Here is a 24770-nt window from a genome sequence, read left to right as displayed (position 1 = left end):
AAACGCTGTAGTGTTGAACAGGTCAGCCCCACCCCAACCCCTCCCCTGAAGGAGAGGGGCTTAGAAAAGTTAGAACAGCGACAGTTGCGGACCGCTTGGCGGCTTGAAGAGGTCGCAGCAGAGGTCGGGTTTGATGTGGCCCAGTCCGTGGCGGCGGCAGGCGATGCGGAAGCGGGTGCGGAGCAGGTCGGCCCAGGGGCCTTGCCCTCGCATGCGGGCGAAGAAGTCGGGGTCGTTGTCGCGGCCGCCGCGGATCGACTGGATCGTCGCCATGACCTTTGCAGCGCGGTCCGGGTGATGTTCGTCGAGCCAGGCGCGGAACAGCGGGGCGACCTCGTTCGGGAGCCGGACAGGCAGGAAGAAGGCGCCGCGTGCGCCATGTTCGGCGGCTTGCTCTAGGATCGCCTCCATCTCGTGATCGGTGATGTGCGGGATGACGGGGGCGAGCGAGACATAGGCGGGGATGCCCGCGGCGGCGAGCGCGCGGATCGCGGCGAGCCGGCGCTTCGGGTGCGGCACGCGCGGTTCGAGCGTGCGGGCGATGGTCGAGTCGAGCGTGGTGACGGAGACAACGACCGTCGCGAGGCCGTCTGCCGCCATGGGGGCGAGCAGGTCGATATCGTGCACGACGCGGTCGGACTTGGTGGTGATTGTGAGCGGGTGGCGCGTTTCGGCGAGCACCGCGATGCAAGCGCGGGTCAGCCGCCAGTCGCGCTCGATCGGCTGATAGGGATCGGTGTTGGTGCCGAACGCGATCGGGCGGACGACATAGCCGGGCTTCTTCAGTTCGGCGCGGAGGAGGTCGGGCGCGTTGGGCTTGGCGAACAGCCGCGTCTCGAAATCCAGGCCGGGCGACAGGTCGAGATAGGCGTGGCTGGGCCGCGCGAAGCAGTAGATGCAGCCATGTTCGCAGCCGCGATACGGGTTGATCGAGCGGTCGAACCCGATGTCGGGCGACTGGTTGCGCGTGATGATCGTGCGGGCGGCCTCGCTTGTGACCGTCGTGCGGAGCGGGGGTGCGCCACCGTCGAGCTCGTCGCGCGCATCGAGCCAGTCGCCGTCCGCCTCGCGCGCGGGGAGCGCGAACCGTTTGCTCGTCGCGTTGACGGTGGCGCCGCGGCCGCGCTGGAGATCTGGGGAACGCATTGACGGAGCGTAGCGGATCGTGGAGAACGTATCAAGAACATGGAGGGCGCGATGGCACGGTTGAATTATGTCGAGATGGCGACGGCGGACACGGCGCGGGACCGCGCGTTCTACGAGGCGGCGTTCGGATGGGCGATGACGGCGTATGGGCCGTCCTATGCCGCGACGACGACGGGGGACGTGGATCTCGGGATCGACGGTGATCTGCCGGCGGGGACGGCGCCGTTGCCGGTGATCGAGGTGGATGATCTTGAGGCGGCGCAGGTGATGGTCGAGGCGGCGGGTGGTGTCGTGACGGTCGCGGCGTTCGGGTTTCCGGGTGGGCGGCGGTTTCATTTTGCCGATCCGAGCGGGAATCTGCTGGCGGTGATGCAGGCTGGGTAATTGTTTCCCGTACGGTTCGACCTTGTCGGGAACTCTGGGTGGGGTTCTCGACAGTCTTGAACCGAACGGGACCTGGGGGCGCTGTTGCGTCTAGGCCCCGGCCTTCGCCGGGGAACGATCGCGGGTTTGGCCTCAGCGTTCCGTGAGGCGGGGCATCAGGTCGACGAAGTTACAGGGGCGGTGGCGGCTGTCGAGTTGGTCCTTCAGGATACCGTCCCAGCCGTCCTTGACCGCGCCGGTCGAGCCGGGGAGTGCGAAGAGGTAGGTGCCGCGCGCGACGCCGGCGCAGGCGCGCGACTGGATGGCGGAGGTGCCGATCGTCTGGAAGGAGAGCCAGCGGAACAGTTCGCCGAACCCTTCGATCTGCTTGTCCCAGACTTTTGCGAATGCCTCGGGCGTGACGTCGCGGCCGGTGACGCCGGTGCCGCCGGTGGAGATGATGACGTCGATCTGCGGGTCGTCGATCCAGCCGTTCAGGCGGGTGACGAGGGTGGGGACGTCGTCCTTCTCGATCGCGCGGGCGGCAACGGTATGGCCGGCCTCAGTGATGCGGGCGGCGAGGGTGTCACCGGAGCGGTCGTCCGCGGGGGTGCGGGTGTCGGAGACGGTGAGGGCTGCGATGCGGATGGGGCGGAAGGGGAGGGATTCGTCGATGGGCATGGGGTGCGGCTTTCTGGCTCCCTCCACCCATCGGGGGGAGGGCTGGGGTGGGGGGCGGTTCTAGGAGGGCCGTACGTTGGACACCTTACCCCAGGCCAGGCCCCCCACCCAACCCTCCCCCCGGTGGGGGGAGGGCTATAGGCAGACGATCAATTCGCGCCGGAGGTGCTGCGGGCGATGCTGGCCGTCGCGCCGGTGCCGTCCATGCGGATGGCGGTGGCGCCGGACATGCCGGGGAAGCGCGGCCAGAGGCCCTGGGCCATCGCCTTCAGGCTGGCGGAGGCGGCGCCGGACTGGCGCTGGTACATCCAGTAGTTGCGCAGCACGATCGCGACATAGGCGCGCGTTTCGTAGAACGGGATCGATTCGATGAAGAGCAGCGGGTCGGTCAGGTTGCGGCCGCGCTCGTTCCATTTCTGGACCGATCCCGGGCCGGCATTATAGGCGGCGATGACCTTCGGCAGCAGCCCGCCGGTCATCCAGCTCTGTGCGAGCTGTTCCAGATAGGCCTGGCCATATTCGAAATTGACCGACGGATCGTTCAGGCGCGAGCGGTCGGCCGCCCCTTCGCCGCGGCGCTTGTTGATGAGGTCGGCGGTGCCGGGCAGCACCTGCATCAGGCCGCGTGCGCCGGCGGGGCTGACCGCGCCGACGCGGAACTGCGATTCCTGGAGCGCGTGGGCGAGGATCAGCGACTTGTCGACGCGCCAGCCGCGTTGCGGGGTCCAGCCGGGCGCGGGGTAGCGCGCGTTGGCGGACATGCGCGCGCCGACCGGGCCGTTCTGCGCCAACCATATCTGCGTAGCGGGCAGGTTCAACCGGGCGGCGAGGTGGAGCAGCGATTCGTGGTCGGACGGGGAGCCGATCCGCGCCTGGTAGCGCAGCAGTTCGTCGGCCAGATCGTCCTCGCCGATCTCCTTCAGCGCGACGGCCGCGACCAGATTGGGGCGGCTGGCGACGATCGACCAGTCGTTGCCGGCGAAGTCCATGTGATGGTCGGGCGCGGGGATCGCGGTCCCGAGCGCGCCGGCGGCGAGCAGGCCGTAGAAGGTTTCGGACATGCGCGCGGCGGTGCGGAGCCGCGACTGGACCTGTTCCGGGCGGCCGCAGGCGACGTCGGCGCGCGCGGACCAGAACAGGCCGGCGGCGGTCATTTCCGAGTCGCGGGCGCGTGACGCCACGCGGCTGAAGGCCTGACCGGCGGCGTTGCAGTCATGCGCACGCCAGCTGGCGAGGCCCTGGACCCAGTCGGCCTGGATGGCCCATTCGCCGGTCGAGTTGGCGGATGCGGCGGCCAGGCGGCGGGCGTTCGCGTCGTCACCGTTCAGATAATAGGACCAGGCGATGCGTTGCCGCCATTCGACGAGCGCGTCGCCCGACAGGGCGGGTTCCGCGGCGACGAGCAGCGCCTCGGCCTCCGCAGTGCGGTCGTCCTTGATGAGCGGCAGGACGCGGCGCGACAGGTCGGCGGCGGCGATGTCGCTGCGCGTGGTCTGCGCGGCGCGGCGCTTGGGCGCGCCGTCAAGATGGACGAGGTCGCGCTGGTAGGGGATCACCGGCAGGCTGACCGCGCCGCGGGTGGCGGCGAGGCGTGCCATCTGGGCGGATTGCGGGAGCCAGGGGGCGGCGCCGATCGCGCTGACGAGTGCGTCGGTTTCGACGCGCGGGCTGCCCTTGGCCAGATAGAGTTCGGCGCGGGCGACGGCGTGGAGCGGGCCGGAGCCCATCGCATCGAGCCGGGCGGCGGCCGACGACCAGTCATGCGCACGGATCGCGGCGAAGACCGCGCGGTAACCCTCGCGCTGGGCCGCGTCGAGCTGCGCCGGGAGGGCGGCGGCGGGAGTCGCGGCGGTGCGGGTGGTGAAGGGCGAGGAGGGTGCGAAGCGCGCGGTGGCGACGGCGCGCGACGTCAGGTTGCGGCTGGTGGCCGGGATGACGATCGTGGCGGGCAGCGGCATTGCGGCGGGTGGTGCGACGGCGGCGGTTGCGGTCGGGGCAGGTGCTACGGGTTTCGGGGCGGGTGTGGCGGCCGCGGCGTTGGAGACGGTCGTTGCTGGCTTCGTGGTCGACGGGGCAATTGTCGTCGCGGCGGTTGCGGACAGGGCGATCCAAGGCTGAGTGGCGGGTGTCGGAGCAGGTGTCGGGGCGGCCACGTCGGCTGTCCCCAGTTCGGGCGCGGTGGGGGCGACAACCCGCGGTTGCAGGCCGAAACCGTAGACCATATCTTGGGCGCGGACGGCGCCGGCGGGCAGCGTGGCGGTGGCGAGGATGGCCACGGCGATGGTCCTGATGCTCAACGGTCGAGCTCCTGTAGCAGCAGTCGCAGGTCCGCCCACAGATCGGCCTTGCGGGCCGGCGACTGGAGCAGCATCCGCGGATGGAATGTCGCGATTGCGACCGTCTTTCCGCCGATATGGTTGATTTCGTGTAAATGCCCGCGCGCGCCGGGCCAGTCCAGCCCGAACGCGGTCATCGCTTCCTTGCCGAGCAGCAGCAGGACCTTGGGTGCGGCCAGCGCGACATGGTGATGCGCCGCGCGGACCAGTTCGGCGGCGGTGGCGGATGCGATCCGGCCGCCGGCGGGGCGCGCGGGGCAGAGCGCGGCGAGATAGACCGAGGCGCGGTCCCGGCCGATCGCGGCGAGGATGCGGTCGAACAGCCGGCCGAGTTCGCCCGACATGAGCATGCCGGCGTCGGCGTCGCCCGGTTCGGGCATGTCGCCGAGGATCATGATGCCCGACGCCGGGTCGCCCGCCGCGCAGACGCGTTGCGGGCCGAGATCGGGGAAGGTCGCTGGGTCCGCGCACCAGGCGGCGTAGGCTTCGAGCGTGGCGGGCAGCGTTTCGGCGGCAGGCGCAGGCGCCGCGGGGGGCACGACATCCGCCGCCTCGAACAGCGGCTCGACGGATTCGCGGGGCATGGCCGGCGCGATCGGGGCCAGCTGTGCGGCGGGGCGTAACCAGTCGCGCGGCTCGTCGTCGACCAGCGTGTCGACGCCCGCATCGCGCCACCAGCGCAGCGCGCCGAGTGCATCCGCCAAATCGTCCATGGAAATCCCGCCTTCTGTGCCCACATACAGACGATAGTTGACGAACACGTCAACTTGCAGGCACGCGGATCCGGGCGGGACGAAGATTCCGCGGGACGACCGGAAGCCCGATGGAGCGGACATGGCTGAGCGCGAGAGTATGGAATATGACGTCGTCATCGTGGGCGCGGGGCCGGCCGGCCTTGCCGCCGCGATCCGACTGAAACAGCTGGCCGCGAAAGCCGAGCGCGAGATCGCCGTCTGCGTGCTGGAAAAAGGGTCCGAGGTCGGGGCTCACATCCTGTCGGGCGCGGTGATCGATCCGATCGCGATCGACGAGCTGATCCCCGAGTGGCGCGAGCTGGACAGCCCGTTGACCGTGCCGGTGGTGGAGAATCATCACTGGGTGCTGAGTGCCGGGGGCAAGACCGAGCTGCCGCACCTGCTGATGCCGCCGTTCATGAACAACAAAGGCACGTTCACCTGCTCGCTGGGCAATTTCTGCCGCTGGCTGGCGGGGCAGGCCGAGGCGCTGGGCGTCGAGATTTTCCCGGGCTTTGCGGCGGCCGAAGTGCTGTTCGACGAGCATGGCGCGGTGCGCGGCGTGGCGACGGGCGACATGGGCGTGGCGAGGGACGGCACGCACAAGGCGGATTACCAGCCGGGCATGGAGCTGCACGCGAGATACACCTTCTTCGCCGAAGGGGTGCGCGGGCATCTGTCGAAGGAGCTGAAGGGGCTGTTCGACCTGGAGCGCGATTGCCAGCCGCAGACCTATGCGATCGGCATCAAGGAATTGTGGGACATCGACCCCGAGCTGCACGTGCCCGGCAAGGTCGTCCATACGCAGGGCTGGCCGCTGTCCGACGCGACCGGCGGCGGGTTCATCTACCACCAGGCGAACAACCAGGTGGCGCTCGGGTTCGTCGTCGGGCTGGGGTACAAGAACCCGCATCTGTCGCCGTTCCACGAGTTCCAGCGGTGGAAGCATCACCCGGAGATCGCCGCGATGCTGAAGGGCGGGCGGCGCGTGTCGTACGGTGCCCGCGCGATCAACGAGGGCGGGTGGCAGTCCGTGCCGAAGCTGGCGTTCCCGGGCGGCGCGCTGATCGGGTGTTCCGCCGGGTTCGTGAACGTGCCGCGGATCAAGGGCAGCCATACCGCGATGAAGTCCGGCATGCTGGCGGCGGAGGCGGCGTTCGACGAGATCGTGTCGGGCCGCATGACGCCGGAACTGAGCGCGTATCAGCCGGCGGTCGAGGCGAGCTGGATCGCCAAGGAGCTGAAGAAGGTCCGCAATGCCGGGCCGGCGCTGGAGAAGTTCGGCGCGGTCACGGGCACGGTCTATGCCGGGTTCGACATGTGGATGCACCAGCTGGGCGTGAAGCTGCCCTGGACGTTCAAGCATCACCGCGACAACGAACAGCTGTGGCGCGCCGACATCGCGCCAAAGATCAAATATCCCAAGCCCGACAATGTGTTGAGTTTCGACCGGTTGTCGTCGGTGTTCCTGTCCAACGTCAATCATGAGGAGGACCAGCCGGTCCACCTGACGCTGCGCGATACGGAGGTACCGATCGCGGTGAACTACGCGATGTATGACAGCCCGGAGCAGCGCTATTGCCCGGCCGGGGTGTACGAGATCGTGGGGGCGGAGCAGGGCGCGCCGAAGCTGCAGATCAACGCGCAGAACTGCGTCCACTGCAAGAGTTGCGACATCAAGGACCCGACCCAGAACATCAAATGGGTCGTGCCCGAGGGCGGCGGAGGGCCGAACTATCCCAATATGTGACGGTATGGGGCGCATCTGCGGCGGCCCGTCGGTGTCCGTGCGGAACCGCGTGGAGCGGCGACGGATTGAGGGGACCATGAAGTCCGTTCGGTTTGTCCTCTTTTCCACTGCCGCTTTGCTGTTCGCCGGCCTGCCCGGTGGTGCCTGGGCCAACCAGCCGGGATCGTCGATCCGCGACTATGTCCGGGCACGCGCGGCGGACGCCGACGGACGGATCGACGTGGCGGCCAGGGGCTATGGCGCGCTGCTGGCGCGGAACCCGAACGATCCGGTGATCGCGACGCGCGCCTATCGTCAGGCGATCAGCGCGGGGGATCGGTCGCTCGCCATGGCCGCCGCGGTGCAGCTCGACCGGGCGGGCAATCTGCCGCCCGATGCGCGGTTGCTGATCCTGGCCGATGCGGTGGCGCGGCGCGACTGGACCGCGGCGCAGGCGGCGACCGATGCGATCGTGCGGGAGAAGGCGTTCGCGTTCCTGGTGCCGGCGATCCGCGCCTGGATCGCCGTGGGATCGAAGACCGGCGATCCGGTCGCGATCCTCGATGCCGGCGGGACCGGGTCGGTCACGGGCGCCTATGCCGGCGAGCAGCGCGCGCTGTTGCTACTGGCGACGGGACGGACCGCGGACGGGATCGCGGCGTTGCGGGCGATCCTGCCGGCCGCATCCGGCCGGCAGATGCGGTTGCGACTGGCCGCCGCAGCTTTGCTCGCGCGGCAGGGGAAGCGCGGGCAGGCCGCAGCGATCCTTGACGGCGATGCTCCGACGCTGGTGAAGGCACGGGCGGACCTGAAACGCCGTGGCACGTTGCCGGCGCCGATCGATACGCCGGCGGCGGGCATCGCGGAGCTGCTGGTGCGCGTGGCGATCGACATCAACCGCGAACGGGCGACGCCGATCGCGCTGGCGCTGGCCCGGACGGCGACGTTCCTGGCGCCCGACAATGCCGAAACCTGGCTGGTGACGTCCGAACTGCTGCTGACCGGGGAGCGTTATGCGGCGGCGACGGAAGCGCTGACGCATGTCCGCGACGACGATCCGTTTGCGGCCGCGGCCGCCGAGGGGCGGCTGTCCGCGATGGTCCGGAGCGGGGAGAGCGAAGCGGCCCTGGCGGCGGCGCAGGCGGCGGCGGCGCGATCCGATGCGGGGCCGGGGGACTGGAGCCGGGTCGGCGATGTGCTGGCGTCGCTCGGCCGATCGCGCGAGGCGGCGGAGGCGTATGGCAAGGCGGCGGCGCTGGCCCCGGCCGACGCGCGCTGGCCGGCGTGGCTGTTGCAGGGCAGCGCGCTGGAGGAAGCGGGCGACTGGGCCGCGGCCAAGCCGGTGCTGGAGAAGGCCTATGCCGCCGCACCTGACGAGGCGGTAGTGCTGAACCTGCTCGGTTATGCGCAGCTGGAACGGCGGGAGAATCTGGCGGCGGCGCAGGCGCTGATCGAGCGGGCGAGCCTGTTGCGGCCGGACGATGCGTCGATCACCGATTCGCTGGGTTGGGCTTATTATCTGCGCGGCGACGTGCCGCGGGCGATCGCGACGCTGGAACGCGCGGTGGCGGGCGACCCGGCGCAGAGTGCGATCAACGAGCATCTGGGCGACGCCTATTGGTCGGCCGGGCGGCGGTTCGAGGCGCGCTATGCCTGGTCGGCGGCGCTGGTCGGGGCGGAGCCGGCGGACCTGCTGAGGTTGCGCGCGAAGATCGATGGCGGCTGGACGAAGGCGGTCGCCGCCCCCTGATCCTGGCCCTTGATCGGGATGCCGCGCGCCGCCTAAGCCCGGCGGATGTTCGAGACCGCTTTCGCCAAGATCAACCTTGCCCTGCATGTCCGGCACCGGCGGGACGACGGCTATCATGCGATCGAGACGCTGTTCGCCTTTGCCGAGGATGGTGATGGGCTGACGTTGCACGACGATGCGGATCGGCCGGCGCTGACGGTGGTCGGGCCGTTCGGGGCAGGGCTGTCGGGAGATGGTGATAATCTCGTCACGCGCGCGGCGGGGGCGTATCGGGCGCGGTTCGGGGGCGGGGCGGCGGCGTTCACGCTCGACAAGCGATTGCCGGTGGCGGCGGGGATCGGGGGCGGATCAGCGGATGCGGCGGCGGTGTTGCGCTTGCTCGCGCGGCGCGACGGGATGGCTGAGGACGAGCCTGCGCTGATGTCGATTGCGGCTGCGCTCGGGGCGGACGTGCCGGCGTGTCTGGTGTCGCGGCCGGTGCGGGGCGATGGGCGTGGGGATGAGCTGCGCTTCGTCGATACGGGGGCGCTGGCGGGGGTGCCGTTGCTGCTGGTGAACCCGAACGTGCCGTTGCCAACAGGTCCGGTGTTTGCGGTCTGGGACCGGCTCGACCGGGGTCCCTTGGCGGACGGTGCGCCGCTGGCGGTGGCGGAGGCGGGGCGGAACGATCTGGAGATGCCGGCGCGGGCGATCCGGCCGGAGATCGGTGCGGTGCTGGAGGCGCTGGCGGGGTGCGCGGGGACGCGGCTGGTGCGGATGTCGGGGTCTGGCGCGACCTGTTTCGCGCTGTTCGAGACGGTGGCGGCGCGTGATGCAGCGCAAGGGGCTATGGCGGCCGGGTGGTGGACGCTGGCGACGCGGTTGCGGGCATGATCTCTGTCGCGGTCGAGGGGGCGGTCGCCAGCGTGACGCTCGACCGGCCGGCGGCGCGTAATGCGGTGCCGGTGGCGGTGTGGGACACGCTGGCCGATGCGGTGCGCCATGCGGCGGGGCGGGCGGCGGTGGTGCTGTTACGGTCCGCGGTGCCGGGGGTGTTCTGCGCAGGGGCGGACCTGACCGAGTTTCCGCCAATGATGGCGGACGCTGCGTTGCCGCCGGTGTTCCGCGCGGCGATGGCGCGGGCGACGGATGCCATCGCGCAGGCGGCGGTGCCGGTGATCGCGGTGATCGATGGCGGGTGCTTCGGGGCCGGAGTCGCGCTGGCGCTGGCGTGCGACATGCGGATCGCGGGGGCGGGGGCGAGTTTCGCGGTGCCGCCCGCGCGGCTGGGGATCGGTTATCCGCAGGGCGATATCGACCGGTTGCGCACGCTGGTCGGGCCGGGTCAGGCCGCGCGGCTGCTGCTGACCGGCGATCGGATCGATGCGGCGGAGGCGGCGCGGATCGGGCTGGTCGAGATCGTGGCGGCGGATGCGGAGATTGCGGCGCGCGCGGTCGCGGGGCGGATCGTTGAGAATGCCGCCGAGAGCATCGCGACGTTGCGTGCCGGACTGCGTGGCGAGCCGGGTGGGGATGCGCGGTTCGATGCCTTGTTCGCGGGACCGGCGCTGGCTGCGCGGTTGACCGCACGCTGAGCCCAAAGCCCGCGGTGGTTGCGTCGCGGGCGGGATGCCGCCAAGACACGAGCGACCCGTACGGTATCCGAGAGCATTCCCATGTCCGAGCGTTTCGACAAATCCCGCCTGCCCAGCCGCCATGTTTCGGTTGGGCCGGAGCGTGCGCCGCATCGTAGTTATTATTATGCGATGGGGCTGACCGAGGAGGAGATCGCGCGGCCGTTCGTGGCGGTGGCGAGCGCGGGGAACGACAGCGCGCCGTGCAACACGACGCTCGATGCGCAGGCCGATGTGTGCCGCGAGGGCGTGATCGCGGGCGGCGGCATGCCGCGGCGGTTCAACACGATCACCGTGACCGACGGGATCGCGATGGGCCATCAGGGGATGAAATCCTCGCTGGTCAGCCGCGAGGTCATCGCGGACTCGGTCGAACTCTCGGTGCGCGGGCATTGCTATGATGCGCTCGTCACGTTTGCCGGGTGCGACAAGTCGTTGCCCGGCATGATGATGGCGATGCTGCGGCTGAACGTGCCGTCGATCTTCGTCTATGGCGGGTCGATCCTGCCCGGCCGGTACCAGGACCGCGACGTGACGGTGGTCGACGTGTTCGAGGCGGTGGGCCAGCATGCGGCCGGGAACTGCCCGTTGAAGGACCTGACCGCGCTGGAGAAGGTGGCGTGCCCCGGCCACGGCGCGTGCGGGGGGCAGTTCACCGCCAACACGATGGCGTGCGTGGGCGAGGCGATCGGCCTAAGCCTGCCGAACAGCAACATGATGCCGGCGCCCTATCGCGGGCGTGACGAGATCGCGCATGCCGCCGGCGTGCAGGTGATGAACCTGCTCGAGTGGAACCTGCGGCCGCGCGACATCTGCACGCGCGATGCGTTCGAGAATGCGGCGCGGATCGTGGCGGCGACGGGCGGATCGACCAATGCGGGGCTGCATCTGCCGGCGATGGCGAACGAGGTCGGGATCGATTTCAGCCTGTTCGACGTCGCCGATATCTTCAAGACGACGCCGTATATCGCCGACCTGAAGCCGGGCGGGCGTTATGTCGCCAAGGACATGCACGAGGCGGGCGGCGTCTACATGCTGATGAAGACGTTGCTGGCCGAAGGCTTGTTGCACGGCGATTGCATGACGGTGACCGGCAAGACGCTGGGCGAGAACATCGACCAGGTGACGTGGAACCCGGACCAGAAGGTGATCTACGACGCGAAGACGCCGCTGAGCCCCACGGGAGGTGTCGTGGGGCTGAAGGGGACGCTCGCCCCGGAAGGTGCGATCGTGAAGGTCGCGGGAATGCAGCGGCTCGTGTTCGAAGGGCCGGCGCGGGTGTTCGATTGCGAGGAGGAATGCTTCGCCGCGGTCGAGGCGCGCGAGATCGCCGACGGGTCGGTGATCGTGATCCGGTACGAGGGGCCGAAGGGCGGTCCGGGGATGCGCGAGATGCTGTCGACCACCGCCGCGCTTTACGGTCAGGGGCTGGGCGAGCGTGTGGCGCTGATCACCGACGGGCGGTTTTCGGGCGGCACGCGCGGGTTTTGCGTGGGGCATGTCGGGCCGGAGGCGGCGGACGGCGGGCCGATCGCGCTGGTGCGGGACGGCGACGCGATCCGGATCGATGCCGAGGCCGGGACGATCGACCTGCTGGTGCCGGAGGAGGAGCTGGTCGAGCGGCACCGCGACTGGCGGCCGCGGGTCAACGACTACGGGTCGGGCGCGCTGTGGCGGTTTGCGCAGAATGTCGGCCCGGCCTGGGCCGGGGCGGTGACGCACCCGGGTGCGCGGGGGGAACGCCATGTCTTTGCGGATATCTGACGCCGGGTTGGCTTTGCTGCTGCTGGCGGCGGGATGCGGGCAGTCGTCCGATGATCCGCGCGTGGCGGCGGGGGCTTTGCCGGACGATGTTGCCGGCCGCGGGCGGATCGCGTGTCGGGTGAGCGGGGCTACGGCGTTCGGTGACGTGTGTACGGCCGAGCGGGCGGCCGTGGCGGATGGGCAGATGCTGACGTTGCGCGGACCGGACGGCGGGTTCCACCGCGTGGTGCTGGCGAGTGACGGCAAGACCATGACGGCGGCCGACGGTGCTGAGCCGGTCAAGGTTGCGGTTGCGGCGGATGGCGCGACCGAGGTTGCGATCCGGGGCGATACGTACCGGTTGCCGGCGGCGCGTGCTGCTGCGGCTCCTGTCGCGAGGAAGTGAGCGGGCGGCCGATCCTGACGGCCGCGGCGATGCGCGCGGCGGAGGCGGCGTGCATGGCGGGCGGGACGGATGCGGGCGTGCTGATGGAGCGTGCCGGGGCTTCGGTTGCGGAGGCGACGTGGCGGTTTGCGGCCGGGGCGCCGACGCTGGTGCTGTGCGGGCCGGGGAATAATGGCGGTGACGGGTATGTCGTCGCGCGGATGCTGCGCGAGCGCGGCGTCGATGTGACGGTCGCCGTTCTGGGCCCGCCGCGGTCTTCGCATGCGCTGGCGGCGCGCGCCGCCTGGGGCGGGCCGGTGGTTGCGCTGGACGATGCGCCGACGCGGGCGGTGCTGGTCGATGCACTGTTCGGGACGGGGCTGGCGCGCGGGCTGGAGCCGGCGGTGGCGGCTGCGCTTGTGCGGTTGGCCGGGGCGGCGCGGGTGCGGATCGCGGTCGATCTGCCGAGCGGGGTCGCGACGGATGACGGGGCGACGTTTGGGACGGAGTTGCCGACCTACGATATGACCGTGGCGCTGGGGGCGTTGAAGCCCGCGCATCGGTTGCAGCCGGCGGCTGCGCTGTGCGGACGCGTGGTGGTGGCCGATATCGGGGTGGCGGTGGCGTCGTCCGAGTTGACCGCGATCGGGCGGCCTTCGCTGCCGGCGCCGGGGGCGGAGGATCATAAATATACGCGCGGCATGGTCGCGGTGCTGTCCGGGGCGATGGGCGGGGCGGCGTTGCTGGCGGCGACCGCGGCGCAGCGCACCGGGGCGGGCTATGTCGTGCTGGCCGGCGGGGCGAGTGCCGGCGGGTTGCATGCGCTGGTGCATCGTCAGGGGACCGAGGTGCTGGGCGACGCCCGTGTGGATGCGGTACTGTGCGGACCGGGGCTGGGGCGCGGTGCGGCGGCGGAGCGGACGCTGGTGGCGGCGCTGGCGTGCGGGCGGCCGCTGGTGCTGGATGCCGATGCGTTGCGGCTCGCGTCGCCCGCCGTGTTGCGCGGGCTGGCGGTGCCGGCGATCGTGACGCCGCATGGCGGCGAGTTCGAGCATCTGTTCGGTGCGTTGCCGGGCAGCCGGATCGACCGGGCGCGGGCGGCGGCGGCGATGGCGCAATGCGTCGTGGTGCTGAAAGGCGCCGATACTGTTATAGCGGCCCCCGACGGGCGGGTGGCGATCGCCGATCCTGCACCGGCGTGGCTGGCGACGGCGGGCACGGGCGACGTGCTGGCCGGGCTGGTCGCGGCGATGCGTGCGCGGATCGACGATCCGTTCGCGGCGGCGCAGGCGGCGGTCTGGCTGCACGGCGCGGCGGCCGAAGCGGCGGGGGCGGTGCTGGTCGCCGACGACCTGCTGGATATGATCAGGAAAGTAGTGAGTGCATGTCAGTAGATGAAATCGTCCGGATCGCCGGCAATGGCGAGGGCGTGACGGCGGACGGGCGGCATGCGCCGCTGGCCGCCCCGGGCGACAATCTGGATGGGTTCGGCGTGCTGACGCCGGGGCCGCATCACCAGATGCCGCCGTGCCGGCATTTCCCGAAATGCGGCGGATGCCAGATCCAGCATGTCGACGATACGGGGATCCAGACGTTTATCGTCGATCGGATCGCGGGCGCGCTGGCGTCACAGCAGATCGACCGGCCTGAGATGTCGGTGCCCGCGCTGTCGCCGCCGCGCAGCCGGCGGCGCGCGTCGTTGAAGGCGGAACGGTTCGGCAAGCAGGTGCTGATCGGGTTCAACGAGCATGAGACACACACGATCGTCGACATGCACGAATGCCATGTTCTGGCGCCCGAACTGTTCGCGCTGGTGGCGCCGTTGCGCGGACTGATGTCGTTGCTGCTGCCGCCGCGGAAGGGGAAGGCGGAAATCTGGATGACGCTTGCCGACCAGGGCGTCGACCTGCTGATCGAGAAGGTGACGGTCGAGGGGCTGGCCGCGACCGAGGCGCTGACCATTTTTGCGCAGGAGCATAAGCTGGCGCGGCTGTCGGTGGACGAGGGGCATGGGGCGGAGCCACGCTGGGAACCGCGGCCGGCGACGGTAACGTTCGACGGCATCGCGGTGCCGCTGCCGACCGCGGGGTTCCTGCAGGCGACGGCGGACGGCGAGGCGATGCTGGTCGAGACGGTGCGCGCCGCGGTGGGCGATGCGACGACGGTGGCGGACCTGTTCGCGGGCATCGGGACGTTCGCGGTGCCGCTGGCGGCGAACGCCAAGGTCTATGCGGCGGAGGGCGCGCGGGCGTCGGCGACCGCGCTGAAGGCGGCGGCGGGGATGCGCCAGCTGCCGCTGTTCGTGGAGCATCGCGATCTGGTGCGCCGGCCGCTGACCGTGACGGAGCTGGACCGTTTCGATGCGGTGGTGCTCGATCCGCCGCGGGCGGGCGCGCGGGAGCAGATGACGGCGCTGGCGGCGGCGAGCCGGGTGCGGCGGCTGGCTTATGTCTCGTGCAATCCGGCGACGTTCGCGCGCGATGCGAAGGATTTGATCGCGGGTGGATGGGTGTTGGAGCGGGTCGTGCCGGTGGGGCAGTTCCGCTGGTCGACGCATGTCGAGCTGGTCGGGGTGTTCGGGCGCGCGGCGGGACATGTGCCGTTGCAGACCGGTGTGCAGCTGGATGTGCGGGGGTGGGTCAAGCCTGCCTGAGGCCACTACCGCACAACACCGTTCGGTTCGAGCTTGTCGAGAACGCTGCGCGGAGTTCTCGACAGGCTCGAACCGAACGGAGGTAGGGAATTCTAGCCCGGCATCCGCACCGTCAGCGTCTTCAGCACCCCATCCAGCACGATCTGGCACGCCAGCCGGCTGGTGCGGGTGACGTGGGGGGCGAGGTCGAGCAGGTCGTCCTCGTTTTCCGACGCGGGGGGCAGGCGGTCGAAATCTTCGGCGGCGACGATGACGTGGCAGGTCGAACAGGCCATCTGGCCTTCGCAGGTGCCCTCGAGCGGTTCGCCGAGCGCCTGCGCGATGTCGAGCAGGCGGGTGCCGGGCGGGGCGCCGGTTTCGGACGAAACCTGCCCCGTGGAATCCAGGAAGCGGACGAGCGTCATGCGGCGGCGGCGATCAACGCGGCGGCGGTGTCGATCTCGTCCGACGTGGTGTAGCGGCCGAAGCCGAGCCGGATCGTGTTGCGCGCATGTGCATCGCTGAGGCCGATCGCGCGCAGGACGTGGCTGGGGCGACCCGACCCGCTGGCGCAGGCGGAACCAGCGGAGAAGGCGACGTTGCGCAGCCGGGAGATGAGGCCGGCCGCATCGACCCCGTCGCGGCGCAGGCTGAGGTTGCCCGGGTAGCGGTGGTCGGTGCTGCCGTTGACGGTCCAGTCGGGCAGGGCGGCGCGGAACCTTTGGGCAAGCTCCATGACGTGAGCGGCGTCGGTGTCGCGGCGGTCGTACGTGACGGTCGCTGCTGCGCCGAAGCCGGCGCAGAGCATGGGGGAGAGGGTGCCGGAGCGGATGCCGCCCTCCTGACCGCCGCCGTGCAGGAGCGCGCCGAGCCTGATGCCGTCGCGGACGTACAGCGCGCCGATGCCCTTCGGCCCGTGGATCTTGTGCGCGGACAGCGCAATCAGGTCCGCGTCGGGGAGCGGGACGCGGCCATAGGCCTGCGCGGCGTCGCAGAGGAACAGCGCGCCGGCCGCGCGGGCGATCGCGGCGAGTTCGGCCAGCGGCTGAATCACGCCGATCTCGTTGTTGACCAGCATGGCGGAGACGATCGCGGTGCGGTCGCCGATCGCGGCAGCGGCCTGCGTCAGGTCGATCAGCCCGTCCGGACCGACCGGCAGGATCGTGACGTCTGCGCCGTGGCGCGCGGCCCAGGCGGCGGTGTCGAGCGTGCAGGCATGTTCGGTGGCGATCGTCACGATGCCGCGGCGGGTGGCGGGCGCGTCGACCAGAGTCGCCTGGATCGCCCAGTTGACCGCCTCGGTCGCGCCGGAGGTGAACCAGAGTTTGCCGTTGGCGAGTGCAGGGTCGGCGGCGACGATGCGCGTGCGGGCGGCGGCGACCGCGGCGGCGGCGCCGCGGCCGGCCTTGTGCGGGCTGTGCGGGTTGGCGAACCCGTCCTCCGCCAGCCAGGGGAGCATCGCGGCGCGCGCTTCGGGCGCGAGCGGGGTGGTCGCCTGATAGTCGAGGTAGATCATGCCGCGGCGCGCCGGGCGGCCATCGCGGCGTAGCTGGCGAGAAACGCGTCGATTGCGGCGTCGCCGGTGTCGCGGCCGATGCTGACGCGGATCGTCTCGGTGGCGGCGGTCGGGGCAAGGCCCATGGCGGCGAGGACGTGGCCGGGCTTCAGGCTGCCCGACGAGCAGGCGCTGCCGGCCGAGATGGCGATGCCGACCATGTCCATGCGGATCAGCTGCGTCGTGGCGGCGACGCCGGGGAGGCGGTAGGCGCCGATCGTGGCGAGGCGGGGGGTGTCGCAAGCGATGACTTCGCCACCGGATGCGAGGATGCCGGTTTCGAGTTTGTCGCGCAGGCGTGCGGCTTCGGTGAGCCAGGCCGATCCGTCTTCGAGTGCTGCGGCAAAACCTAGCGTCGCTGGCATGTTCTCGGTGCCGCCGCGGTACCCCTGCTCCTGGCCGCCGCTGGGGGCGAGCGTGGCGAGGTCGCGGATCAGCAGCGCGCCGATGCCGGGCGGGCCGCCGAGCTTGTGCGCGGAGACGGCGATGAAATCGGCGTCGGGGAGCGGAAGCTTGCCGGCGGTTTGCGCGCAGTCGGCGACGAGAAGGTGGCCAACGGCGCGGAGCTTCGCGGCGATTTCGGCCAGCGGCTGCAGCACGCCGGTTTCGTTGTTGGCGGACTGGATCGCGATGAGGGCGGGGGGACCGTCGAGCCAGGGTTCGTCGAGTTGGACGGTGCCGTTCCCGTTGACCGGCAGGCGCATCGCGTCCGGCAGTACGCGCAGGACAGCGTCGTGCTCGACTGCGGAGACGGCGTGGCGCAGAACCTTTGCGCGGGTGAGGGCGATCGCCAGCGCCTCGCTCGCGCCGCTGGTGAGGATGACGGTGTGCGGCCAGTCGAGCGCGGTGGCGATGCGGGCGCGGGCGTCCTCCAGCGCGGCGCGGGCGGCGCGGCCGGCGGCGTGCGGGGAGGAGGGGTTGGCCCAGCGCGACAGCCCGTCCACCATCGCGGCGCGCGCGGCGGCGGAGACCGGCGCGGTGGCGGCGTGATCGAGATAGTAGGTCGGCCGCGTAATCGTAGTATCTCCGGTGATTGCCGTTTCGGTCCTATTCCTCATATAGGGTGCCGATCCATCGCGCACCCGCCCGTTGCGCGCAGACAAGAAGCAGACACGATGCCAGAAGTCATTTTTCCCGGTCCCGAAGGTCGTCTCGAGGGTCGGTTCCAGCCGGGGCCGCGCCCGCGTGCGCCCGTCGCCATGATCCTCCATTCGCATCCGCAAGCCGGCGGCACGATGAACAACCGGATGGTGCAGTCGCTGTACCAGACGTTCGTGAAGCGCGGTTTCGCGACGCTGCGGTTCAATTTCCGCGGCGTGGGCAAGAGCCAGGGCGTGTTCGACAACGGCGTGGGCGAGCTGTCCGATGCGGCGTCCGCGCTCGATTGGGTGCAGTCGATCCATCCGGAAGCGCAGACGACCTGGATCGCGGGCGTCAGCTTCGGCGCCTGGATCGGGATGCAGCTGCTGATGCGGCGTCCGGAGATCAAGGGCTTCATCTCGATCGCGCCGCCCGCGAACATGTACGACTTCACCTTCCTCGCGCCGTGCCCGTCGTCGGGGATCATCATCCAGGGCGAGCAGGATGAGGTGGTGACGCCGGGCGCCGTCCAGAAGCTGGTCGATAAGCTCCGCACGCAGCGGCACATCACGATCCATCACGACACGATCCCGGGCGCGAACCACTTCTTCGAGAACGAGCAGCCGCAGCTGATGCGGTCGGTCGATAATTATCTCGACATGCGGTTGAAGGCCTGAGTTCAGCGTCGCCCCGGACTTGATCCGGGGTCTCGCTGCCTTTGCGCCGGCTCAGTAGAAGCTGGATCCCGGATCAAGTCCGGGATGACGTGGCGTTAACGGGGCCAGGTCTGGATCAGGACGTTTCCCAGGAAGACCGCGGCGGCGACGAACATCAGCGTGCTGCGTTGGCGTTCACCGCGGCCGCGGAGTGCGAATCCGCCGATGGTCAAAGCGATGACCGCGATCATCAGTACCGCGGGGACGAAGCCGCCCGCGATCATGCTTGTTCCGCCAGCACGGCGGCACAGGCGGCCGGATCGACATTACCACCGGACAGCGTGACCAGCGTCGGGCGGCCGTCGGCGGGTACGCGGCCGGACAGGATCGCGGCCAGTGCGACCGCACCACCCGGTTCGACGACGAGCCCGAGCCGGAAGGCGTGGCGCATCGCGGCGCGGATCTCGGCCTCGCTGACCGCGACTCCGCTGGCCCCGGCGGCGTGCAGGACGTCGAACGTCAGCGGCGCAACGCGCAACGTCTGGAGCGCGTCGCAGGCGGTGGCAGGCGGGTTCGGCTCCACGGGCAGGATGGTCCCGGCGGCGAGCGAGCGGCCCATGTCGTCCCAGCCGACCGGCTCGACCACCACGATCTCGGCATCCGGCAGCGCCAGCGTGATGCCCGCGGACAGGCCGCCCCCGCCGCAGCAGGTCACGGCGCGCTCGAACGGCGGCAGGCCGAGTGCGGTCGCCTGGAACGCGGCCTCCAGCCCGGCGGTGCCCTGGCCCTCCACCACGTCCGGATCGTCGAACGAGGGGACGAGCACCGCGCCGCGTTCGGTTGCGAGGGCGGCGGCGATCTGTTCGCGGCTTTCGGTCGCGCGCTCGTAGGTCACGACCTCGGCACCGAGCGATAGGGTGGCGTTGCGTTTCACCGCGGGCGCGTCGGCCGGCATGACGATCGTGGCGGGGAGGCCGAGCAGCGCGGCTGCGCGGGCGATTCCCTGCGCGTGGTTGCCGGACGAGAAGGCCACGACTCCGCGCGGGCGATCGGCGGCCGGGATGCGGGCGAGGCGGTTGTAGGCGCCACGGAACTTGAATGCGCCGCCGAGCTGGAGCGATTCGGCCTTGAGCCAGATATTGGCGAAACCGGGCAGCGGCAGCAGCGGGGTCCGCGTCGCGACGCCGGCGATACGCGCGGCGGCTGCCACGACGCCCTCGTGCGAGACCCGGGGAATGTCTTCGTTCGTCGCCATGGTGCCTCCTGCGGTCGGGTGTTGCGTCCATTGCACTTCGTGACGTTTCAATTGCAACTTTACAGGGGGGCGACTGGTTCATATGGATGCGTCCGCTGCCCCATGGGACTTCCACCGCAAGGCAGCTTTGTCGGAACGACCACTGGAGGTCCCTTGAATTGCACAAGCATCATAGCGCGCTGGGGCTAGCAACTGCCCTTCGTCCGGTTCAACCGGTCACGCTGATTCGTCCGCACGCTGCACGGCGCGCGGCCCGGTACTTCGTTGAGAAGTTCCAGGGTCGCTCGATGTATGCGGTCAAGGCGAACCCGTCCGCAGACCTTCTGAAGGTTCTGTGGGACAGCGGCATTACGCATTACGACGTTGCCTCGATTGCCGAGGTGCGGCTGGTCGCCCGTACGCTGCCCGATGCCGTCCTGTGCTTCATGCACCCGGTGAAGGCGGAAGAAGCGATCGCCGAGGCCTATGCCGTCCACGCCGTGCGCACCTTTTCGCTCGATTCGCTCGAGGAACTCGAAAAGATCTGCCGTGCGACCAATGACGCGACGGACCTGACGCTGTGCGTCCGGCTGCGCGTGTCGTCGGATCACAGCAAGCTCAGCCTGGCGTCGAAGTTCGGCGTCGAGGCACGCGACGCGGCGCCGTTGCTGCTCGCGACGCGCCAGGTCGCGGACGCGCTCGGCATCTGTTTCCATGTCGGTTCGCAGGCGATGAGCCCGGCGGCCTATATCCAGGCGATGGGCCGGGTGCGCGAAGCGATCGTCAACGCCGCCGTCACGGTGGACGTGGTGGACGTTGGCGGCGGGTTCCCGTCGACCTATCCGGGCATGACGCCGCCGCCGCTAGGCGCCTATTTCGACGCGATCAAGCAGGCGTTCGAAAGCCTGCCGATCAGCTACTCCGCCGAATTGTGGTGCGAGCCGGGCCGCGCGCTATGCGCGGAATATGCCAGCCTGCTGGTCCGCGTGGAGAAGCGTCGCGGCGACGAGCTGTTCATCAACGACGGTGCGTATGGCGCGCTGTTCGACGCGGCGCATGTCGCGTGGCGTTTCCCAACCGAACTGGTGCGCGACGTGACGTCGAACGCCAAGGATGTCGGGTTCAGCTTCTACGGACCGACGTGCGACGACATGGACCATATGGTCGGTCCGTTCATGCTGCCGGCCGATACCAAGGCGGGCGACTATATCGAGATCGGAATGCTCGGCGCCTACGGGTGCGCGATGCGGACCGGGTTCAACGGCTTCACTGCGGGCGAAACCGTACTGGCGACCGACGAGCCGATGGCCACCGTGTATGTCGAGGAAGACGACATCATGATGCCGTCGAACGTCGTTACGCTGTAACCGAACCGATCCATCACCTGTAGCATTGCACGCCGGTCCGTCTGGCGTGCGGAATAAGAGTGCAGGCTCGATCCCATGACCGGGGTCGAGCCTGCCCATCGTCTGGAGCACCCATGACCGACAACAAGATCAACGACGTCCGCAAGGCGGAGCTGCTGTCCACCGAAGTCGAGCATATCGACATCCGCGAATTCGACGCGCGCCCGATCGTGGACGCGATGAAGAAGATGTCGTTCACCAGCCGCGACCTCGGCCGTGCGACCGAGATCTACAACCAGATGCTGGCCGACAAGGACTGCACGATCTTCCTGGTCATCGCCGGGTCGACCTCGGCCGGCGGTTGCATGGATCTGTACGCGGAGCTGCTGCGCAACAACATGATCGACGGCATCGTCGCGACCGGCGCGTCGATCGTCGACATGGATTTCTTCGAGGGCCTCGGCCACAAGCATTATCAGGCGCTGGACGTGCCGGACGACGACACGCTGCGCTCGCTGCTGATCGACCGGATCTACGACACCTATATCGACGAAGAGCAGCTGCAGCACGTCGACCACACGATCTTCGAGATCGCCGAGACGCTGGAGCCGCGCGCTTACTCCAGCCGCGAGTTCATCCGCGAGATGGGCAAGTATCTCGTCGAGCACGGCAAGAAGGAGAACAGCCTCGTCAAGCTCGCCTACGAGCATGACGTGCCGATCTTCTGCCCGGCGTTCGTCGATTCGTCGGCCGGGTTCGGGCTGGTGAAGCACCAGGTCGACGCGGTGAAGGCGGGCAAGCCCTATATGGTGCTCGACGCGATCGCCGATTTCCGCGAGCTGACGCAGATCAAGATCGAGGCGGGCGTCACGGGCCTGCTGATGATCGGCGGCGGCGTGCCGAAGAACTTCATTCAGGACACGGTCGTCTGTGCCGAGATCCTTGGCCATGACGATGTGCAGGTCCACAAGTACGCGGTGCAGATCACTGTCGCCGACGTGCGCGACGGCGCGTGCTCGTCCTCGACGCTGCAGGAAGCGGCGAGCTGGGGCAAGGTGAACACCGGCATCGAACAGATGGTGTTCGCGGAAGCCGGCTCGGTCATGCCGCTGCTGGCGAGCGATGCCTATCACCGCGGCCACTGGAAGGACCGTCCGGTGCGCGCTTGGGGGAAGATCTTCCGCGAGGCTTGAGGGTTTGACCGCGCATAACGCGTGATCTTGTTCCCCGGCGCAGGCCGGGGCCTGGGTGAAACGGTTTCATCTAGGTCCCGGTCTGCGCCGAGGAACTGTCGTTTTAGCTCTGCAAACGCAAACCCTTGCCCTCCACCCGCGCATGTCGCATAGGCAGCGCGGGAGTCGGGCGGACGATGCTGTCGCCAATCTGGTCAGATCCGGAAGGAAGCAGCCACAACGATTTCGTACCGGGTCGTTCCGGCTCCCACCTTCCCACATCGTTGATCGGTCGAGCGGCTTGCGGCGCTCCCTGACGATGTCGTTCCCCCTGACCGGATCGACGCTCGTCTTCGAAGCTCTCCCTTCGACAACCGCCCGTCGATGACCTAAATCCGGGTCATGGCCGAATCCGCAGTTCCCTACCGCGTCCTGGCGCGCAAATATCGTCCGCAGACCTTTGCCGAGCTGATCGGGCAGGATGCGATGGTGACGACGCTGGGCAATGCGATCCGGCGCGACCGGCTGGCGCATGCGTTCCTGCTGACCGGCGTGCGCGGGGTGGGCAAGACGTCGACCGCGCGTCTTATCGCCAAGGCACTGAACTGCATCGGGCCGGACGGGCAGGGCGGGCCGACGATCGACCCGTGCGGCGTCTGCGACCCATGCCGCGCAATCGCCGAGGGCCGCCATATCGACGTGACCGAGATGGATGCCGCGAGCCACACCGGCATCGACGACATCCGCGAGATCATCGAGGCGGTGCGCTATGCGTCGGTCTCGGCGCGCTACAAGATCTACATCATCGACGAAGTCCACATGTTGTCGAAGGCGGCGTTCAACGGGCTGCTCAAGACGCTGGAGGAGCCGCCGGCGCATGTGAAGTTCCTGTTCGCCACGACCGAGGTGAACAAGATCCCGGTGACCGTGCTGTCGCGTTGTCAGCGGTTCGACCTGCGGCGGATCCCGGCGGACTTGCTGACCCGTCATTTCGCGCATGTGGTGGAGCAGGAGGGCGTCGAGGCCGAGCCCGAGGCGCTGGCGTTGATCGCGCGGGCGGCGGAGGGGTCGGCGCGCGACGGGCTGTCGATTCTGGACCAGGCGATCGCCCACGGGCAGGACCGGGTCGACGCGGCGCAGGTGCGCGACATGCTCGGGTTGTCCGATCGCGGGGCGGTGCGGGCGCTGTTCGCGAAACTGCTTGCGGGCGATGCGCCGGCGGTGCTGGCCGCGGTGGGGCGGCAGCATGAGCTGGGCGTCGATCCGACCGCGCTGTTCCGCGGGCTGCTCGAGACGTGCCACGGCGTGACGCGGGCGAAGGTCGGCGATCATGTCGATCCCGCTTTGTCGGCGGAGGAGCGCGAGGCGTTCGCGGATTGGGCGAGTCGGCTGGGCTACCCGGTGCTGCACCGAATGTGGCAGCTGCTGCTGAAGGGGCATGAGGAGGTCCAGTCGGCGATCCTGCCGATGGAGGCCGCGGAGATGGCGCTGCTGCGGATCGTGCATGCCAGTACGCTGCCCGATCCGGGGGAGCTGATTCGCCGGCTGACGGGGATGGAGGCGGCTGGGGTTGCGCCTGCTGCGGTGAGTGCGTCTGCGCCGGCCGCGGCCGCGGTGTCCTGCGCCTATGAGCCATCGGTCGCGCCGCCTGCGCCCGCACCAGTTGCTGCCGCGCCGGTTCTGCCCCCCAACCCGGTCGTGCCGCCGAAGCCTGCGCTGCCGGCTGATTTTCGCGCGTTGCACGATCTGCTCGAAGATCGTGGCGAGCCGTTGCTGGCGCAGGAGTTACACGATTTCGCTGGGCTCGTGCGGTATGCGCCGCCTGAACTGGTGGTCCGCCCGACGCGGCCGATCGATCTGCGCAAGCTGGCGGGGGCGCTCCGCCGGTTGACCGACACGGTCTGGACGGTTTCGGCGGAGGAGGGCGATGCCGCGCCGACGATGCTTGAGCAGGAACGCGCGATGCAGGCAGCGGAGTGCGCGGTGGTGTGGGACTCGCCGGTCGTGCGGGCTGCGCGCGAGGCCTTTCCCGATACCGAGTTGCTGGGCTACACGTTGGATCAGAGGAGTGCCCACGCATGAAGAATCTCGACGATATCCTGGCGATGGCCCAGAATGTGCAGAACCAGTTGTCGCAGGCGCAGGACAGCCTCGACACGATCGAAATCGAAGGCGTGTCCGGCGGCGGGCTCGTGACGATCAAGGCGACCGCGAAGGGCCGCATTCTGGGCGTGTCGATCGACGACAGCCTGATGGTCGCGTCGGAAAAGCAGATGCTCGAAGACCTGATCGCCGCCGCGCTGAACGACGCCCGGACGAAGGCAGACGCCGCGTCCTCCGCGGAAATGAGCAAGATGACGGCAGGTATTCCGTTGCCGCCGGGGTTCAAGCTGCCGTTCTGATTTCTGTCGGGCGGGGGTCGCGGTAACGCGATCCCCGCTCTCAGCCCGATTACCAGTCTCTGGGTTTCCGGTGAACCACTCCCGCCCATCCCGAGCAGAGTCGGGGAACTTCTTCGAGCGAAGTCGAGAAGCGGTTAGGTCAAGGCCTCGGCTTCGCTCGGGATGGACGGCGAGAATGACGCAGAGACGAACGGCGTTTCGCTGCTCGGTCTA

Annotated in this window: 23 protein-coding genes and 1 other RNA gene; 15 read left to right on the top strand and 9 right to left on the bottom strand. The window is 69.5% G+C overall.

Annotated elements, in window-relative coordinates; translation table 11 throughout:
* Positions 1–69 precede the first annotated feature (69 nt).
* Positions 70–1146 (bottom strand): PA0069 family radical SAM protein, encoded by a 1077-nt coding sequence (locus IEX50_RS02755; RefSeq protein ID WP_157175767.1) that lies wholly within the window; start codon positions 1144–1146, stop codon positions 70–72.
* Between the two features lie 51 nt (positions 1147–1197).
* On the opposite strand from IEX50_RS02755, the gene IEX50_RS02750 reads away from it, so the two are divergent.
* The gene (locus tag IEX50_RS02750; RefSeq protein ID WP_157175768.1) at positions 1198–1530 is read left to right on the top strand and encodes a VOC family protein; all 333 of its coding nucleotides are present in this window, start codon (positions 1198–1200) and stop codon (positions 1528–1530) included.
* Positions 1531–1662: 132 nt separating this feature from the next.
* Here the strand turns inward: IEX50_RS02750 and moaB are convergent, their stop codons facing one another.
* The 3 genes from moaB to IEX50_RS02735 all read right to left on the bottom strand — a co-directional run bounded on the left by moaB (position 1663) and on the right by IEX50_RS02735 (position 5239).
* A complete protein-coding gene (gene moaB, locus IEX50_RS02745) occupies positions 1663–2190 on the bottom strand; it encodes a molybdenum cofactor biosynthesis protein B (protein ID WP_157175769.1) in 528 nt (175 codons plus the stop codon).
* A 149-nt stretch (positions 2191–2339) separates the two neighbouring features.
* Positions 2340–4487 (bottom strand): lytic transglycosylase domain-containing protein, encoded by a 2148-nt coding sequence (locus IEX50_RS02740; protein ID WP_229673612.1) that lies wholly within the window; start codon positions 4485–4487, stop codon positions 2340–2342.
* Positions 4484–5239: a uracil-DNA glycosylase family protein gene (locus tag IEX50_RS02735; RefSeq protein ID WP_157177388.1), complete on the bottom strand. Its 756-nt coding sequence runs from the start codon at positions 5237–5239 to the stop codon at positions 4484–4486. The genes IEX50_RS02740 and IEX50_RS02735 overlap by 4 nt, the downstream gene beginning before the upstream one ends.
* 121 nt (positions 5240–5360) lie before the next feature.
* On the opposite strand from IEX50_RS02735, the gene IEX50_RS02730 reads away from it, so the two are divergent.
* The 8 genes from IEX50_RS02730 to IEX50_RS02695 all read left to right on the top strand — a co-directional run bounded on the left by IEX50_RS02730 (position 5361) and on the right by IEX50_RS02695 (position 15133).
* A complete protein-coding gene (locus tag IEX50_RS02730) occupies positions 5361–7010 on the top strand; it encodes an electron transfer flavoprotein-ubiquinone oxidoreductase (RefSeq protein WP_157177387.1) in 1650 nt (549 codons plus the stop codon).
* Positions 7011–7086: 76 nt separating this feature from the next.
* The gene (locus tag IEX50_RS02725; protein WP_157177386.1) at positions 7087–8739 is read left to right on the top strand and encodes a tetratricopeptide repeat protein; all 1653 of its coding nucleotides are present in this window, start codon (positions 7087–7089) and stop codon (positions 8737–8739) included.
* A gap of 45 nt (positions 8740–8784) precedes the next feature.
* On the top strand, positions 8785–9612 hold the full coding sequence (locus tag IEX50_RS02720) for a 4-(cytidine 5'-diphospho)-2-C-methyl-D-erythritol kinase (protein WP_157177385.1): 828 nt from the start codon (positions 8785–8787) through the stop codon (positions 9610–9612).
* A complete protein-coding gene (locus IEX50_RS02715; protein WP_157177384.1) occupies positions 9609–10313 on the top strand; it encodes an enoyl-CoA hydratase/isomerase family protein in 705 nt (234 codons plus the stop codon). Before IEX50_RS02720 ends, IEX50_RS02715 begins: the two co-directional genes overlap by 4 nt.
* A gap of 81 nt (positions 10314–10394) precedes the next feature.
* Positions 10395–12116 (top strand): dihydroxy-acid dehydratase, encoded by a 1722-nt coding sequence (gene ilvD / locus IEX50_RS02710; RefSeq protein WP_157177383.1) that lies wholly within the window; start codon positions 10395–10397, stop codon positions 12114–12116.
* Positions 12097–12501 carry a hypothetical protein gene (locus IEX50_RS02705; protein ID WP_157177382.1) on the top strand — a complete coding sequence of 135 codons (405 nt, stop codon included), beginning with the start codon at positions 12097–12099 and terminating at the stop codon, positions 12499–12501. Before ilvD ends, IEX50_RS02705 begins: the two co-directional genes overlap by 20 nt.
* Entirely contained in the window at positions 12498–13874 is a 1377-nt protein-coding gene (locus IEX50_RS02700; protein WP_229673610.1) for an NAD(P)H-hydrate dehydratase, read from the top strand. Before IEX50_RS02705 ends, IEX50_RS02700 begins: the two co-directional genes overlap by 4 nt.
* The gene (locus IEX50_RS02695) at positions 13865–15133 is read left to right on the top strand and encodes a class I SAM-dependent RNA methyltransferase (protein ID WP_157177381.1); all 1269 of its coding nucleotides are present in this window, start codon (positions 13865–13867) and stop codon (positions 15131–15133) included. The genes IEX50_RS02700 and IEX50_RS02695 overlap by 10 nt, the downstream gene beginning before the upstream one ends.
* A gap of 92 nt (positions 15134–15225) precedes the next feature.
* On the opposite strand, the gene IEX50_RS02690 is transcribed toward IEX50_RS02695, so the two are convergent.
* Genes IEX50_RS02690 through IEX50_RS02680 form a run of 3 tightly spaced genes read right to left on the bottom strand, consistent with a single transcriptional unit; the run spans position 15226 to position 17725 of the window.
* A complete protein-coding gene (locus IEX50_RS02690; RefSeq protein WP_157177380.1) occupies positions 15226–15537 on the bottom strand; it encodes a 2Fe-2S iron-sulfur cluster-binding protein in 312 nt (103 codons plus the stop codon).
* Positions 15534–16628, bottom strand: coding sequence for a cysteine desulfurase family protein (locus tag IEX50_RS02685; protein ID WP_157177379.1), 1095 nt, complete (start codon positions 16626–16628; stop codon positions 15534–15536). Before IEX50_RS02685 ends, IEX50_RS02690 begins: the two co-directional genes overlap by 4 nt.
* Positions 16625–17725, bottom strand: coding sequence for a cysteine desulfurase family protein (locus IEX50_RS02680; protein ID WP_157177378.1), 1101 nt, complete (start codon positions 17723–17725; stop codon positions 16625–16627). The genes IEX50_RS02685 and IEX50_RS02680 overlap by 4 nt, the downstream gene beginning before the upstream one ends.
* Positions 17726–17782: 57 nt before the next feature.
* Between IEX50_RS02680 and IEX50_RS02675 the strand changes: the two genes are divergently transcribed.
* Positions 17783–18424 (top strand): alpha/beta hydrolase, encoded by a 642-nt coding sequence (locus IEX50_RS02675; protein WP_157177377.1) that lies wholly within the window; start codon positions 17783–17785, stop codon positions 18422–18424.
* A 95-nt stretch (positions 18425–18519) separates the two neighbouring features.
* Here the strand turns inward: IEX50_RS02675 and IEX50_RS02670 are convergent, their stop codons facing one another.
* Together IEX50_RS02670 and IEX50_RS02665 are read right to left on the bottom strand one after the other, a co-directional pair.
* Positions 18520–18687 (bottom strand): hypothetical protein, encoded by a 168-nt coding sequence (locus IEX50_RS02670; RefSeq protein ID WP_184075064.1) that lies wholly within the window; start codon positions 18685–18687, stop codon positions 18520–18522.
* Positions 18684–19658 carry a threonine ammonia-lyase gene (locus IEX50_RS02665; protein ID WP_157177376.1) on the bottom strand — a complete coding sequence of 325 codons (975 nt, stop codon included), beginning with the start codon at positions 19656–19658 and terminating at the stop codon, positions 18684–18686. The genes IEX50_RS02670 and IEX50_RS02665 overlap by 4 nt, the downstream gene beginning before the upstream one ends.
* A gap of 158 nt (positions 19659–19816) precedes the next feature.
* Between IEX50_RS02665 and IEX50_RS02660 the strand changes: the two genes are divergently transcribed.
* The 5 genes from IEX50_RS02660 to IEX50_RS02640 all read left to right on the top strand — a co-directional run bounded on the left by IEX50_RS02660 (position 19817) and on the right by IEX50_RS02640 (position 24557).
* Complete coding sequence (locus IEX50_RS02660; RefSeq protein WP_157177375.1) at positions 19817–21004, top strand: type III PLP-dependent enzyme domain-containing protein; 1188 nt, start codon at positions 19817–19819, stop codon at positions 21002–21004.
* 113 nt (positions 21005–21117) lie between these two features.
* Positions 21118–22176, top strand: coding sequence for a 1,9-bis(guanidino)-5-aza-nonane synthase (locus IEX50_RS02655; RefSeq protein ID WP_157177374.1), 1059 nt, complete (start codon positions 21118–21120; stop codon positions 22174–22176).
* A gap of 157 nt (positions 22177–22333) precedes the next feature.
* Positions 22334–22431, top strand: an RNA gene (gene ffs / locus IEX50_RS02650) — signal recognition particle sRNA small type.
* A 126-nt stretch (positions 22432–22557) separates the two neighbouring features.
* Positions 22558–24237: a DNA polymerase III subunit gamma/tau gene (locus IEX50_RS02645; protein ID WP_157177373.1), complete on the top strand. Its 1680-nt coding sequence runs from the start codon at positions 22558–22560 to the stop codon at positions 24235–24237.
* Positions 24234–24557, top strand: coding sequence for a YbaB/EbfC family nucleoid-associated protein (locus tag IEX50_RS02640; RefSeq protein ID WP_157177372.1), 324 nt, complete (start codon positions 24234–24236; stop codon positions 24555–24557). Before IEX50_RS02645 ends, IEX50_RS02640 begins: the two co-directional genes overlap by 4 nt.
* Positions 24558–24770: the final 213 nt, after the last annotated feature.

The organism is Sphingomonas prati, from assembly GCF_014643515.1.
GTDB lineage: Bacteria > Pseudomonadota > Alphaproteobacteria > Sphingomonadales > Sphingomonadaceae > Sphingomonas_R > Sphingomonas_R prati.
This window is presented reverse-complemented; position numbering and strand designations above follow the sequence as displayed.

Bases quoted from the DNA above. Each gene is read 5' to 3' on its own strand.
- IEX50_RS02730 (WP_157177387.1), top strand. From the start codon at position 5,361: ATGGCTGAGCGCGAGAGTATGGAATATGACGTCGTCATCGTGGGCGCG.
- IEX50_RS02645 (WP_157177373.1), top strand. From the start codon at position 22,558: ATGGCCGAATCCGCAGTTCCCTACCGCGTCCTGGCGCGCAAATATCGT.
- IEX50_RS02735 (WP_157177388.1), bottom strand. From the start codon at position 5,239: ATGGACGATTTGGCGGATGCACTCGGCGCGCTGCGCTGGTGGCGCGAT.
- IEX50_RS02670 (WP_184075064.1), bottom strand. From the start codon at position 18,687: ATGATCGCGGGCGGCTTCGTCCCCGCGGTACTGATGATCGCGGTCATC.
- IEX50_RS02690 (WP_157177380.1), bottom strand. From the start codon at position 15,537: ATGACGCTCGTCCGCTTCCTGGATTCCACGGGGCAGGTTTCGTCCGAA.
- IEX50_RS02720 (WP_157177385.1), top strand. From the start codon at position 8,785: ATGTTCGAGACCGCTTTCGCCAAGATCAACCTTGCCCTGCATGTCCGG.
- moaB (WP_157175769.1), bottom strand. From the start codon at position 2,190: ATGCCCATCGACGAATCCCTCCCCTTCCGCCCCATCCGCATCGCAGCC.
- IEX50_RS02725 (WP_157177386.1), top strand. From the start codon at position 7,087: ATGAAGTCCGTTCGGTTTGTCCTCTTTTCCACTGCCGCTTTGCTGTTC.
- IEX50_RS02675 (WP_157177377.1), top strand. From the start codon at position 17,783: ATGCCAGAAGTCATTTTTCCCGGTCCCGAAGGTCGTCTCGAGGGTCGG.
- IEX50_RS02680 (WP_157177378.1), bottom strand. From the start codon at position 17,725: ATGAGGAATAGGACCGAAACGGCAATCACCGGAGATACTACGATTACG.
- IEX50_RS02705 (WP_157177382.1), top strand. From the start codon at position 12,097: ATGTCTTTGCGGATATCTGACGCCGGGTTGGCTTTGCTGCTGCTGGCG.
- IEX50_RS02755 (WP_157175767.1), bottom strand. From the start codon at position 1,146: ATGCGTTCCCCAGATCTCCAGCGCGGCCGCGGCGCCACCGTCAACGCG.
- IEX50_RS02640 (WP_157177372.1), top strand. From the start codon at position 24,234: ATGAAGAATCTCGACGATATCCTGGCGATGGCCCAGAATGTGCAGAAC.
- IEX50_RS02715 (WP_157177384.1), top strand. From the start codon at position 9,609: ATGATCTCTGTCGCGGTCGAGGGGGCGGTCGCCAGCGTGACGCTCGAC.
- IEX50_RS02685 (WP_157177379.1), bottom strand. From the start codon at position 16,628: ATGATCTACCTCGACTATCAGGCGACCACCCCGCTCGCGCCCGAAGCG.
- ilvD (WP_157177383.1), top strand. From the start codon at position 10,395: ATGTCCGAGCGTTTCGACAAATCCCGCCTGCCCAGCCGCCATGTTTCG.
- IEX50_RS02750 (WP_157175768.1), top strand. From the start codon at position 1,198: ATGGCACGGTTGAATTATGTCGAGATGGCGACGGCGGACACGGCGCGG.
- IEX50_RS02655 (WP_157177374.1), top strand. From the start codon at position 21,118: ATGACCGACAACAAGATCAACGACGTCCGCAAGGCGGAGCTGCTGTCC.
- IEX50_RS02665 (WP_157177376.1), bottom strand. From the start codon at position 19,658: ATGGCGACGAACGAAGACATTCCCCGGGTCTCGCACGAGGGCGTCGTG.
- IEX50_RS02695 (WP_157177381.1), top strand. From the start codon at position 13,865: ATGTCAGTAGATGAAATCGTCCGGATCGCCGGCAATGGCGAGGGCGTG.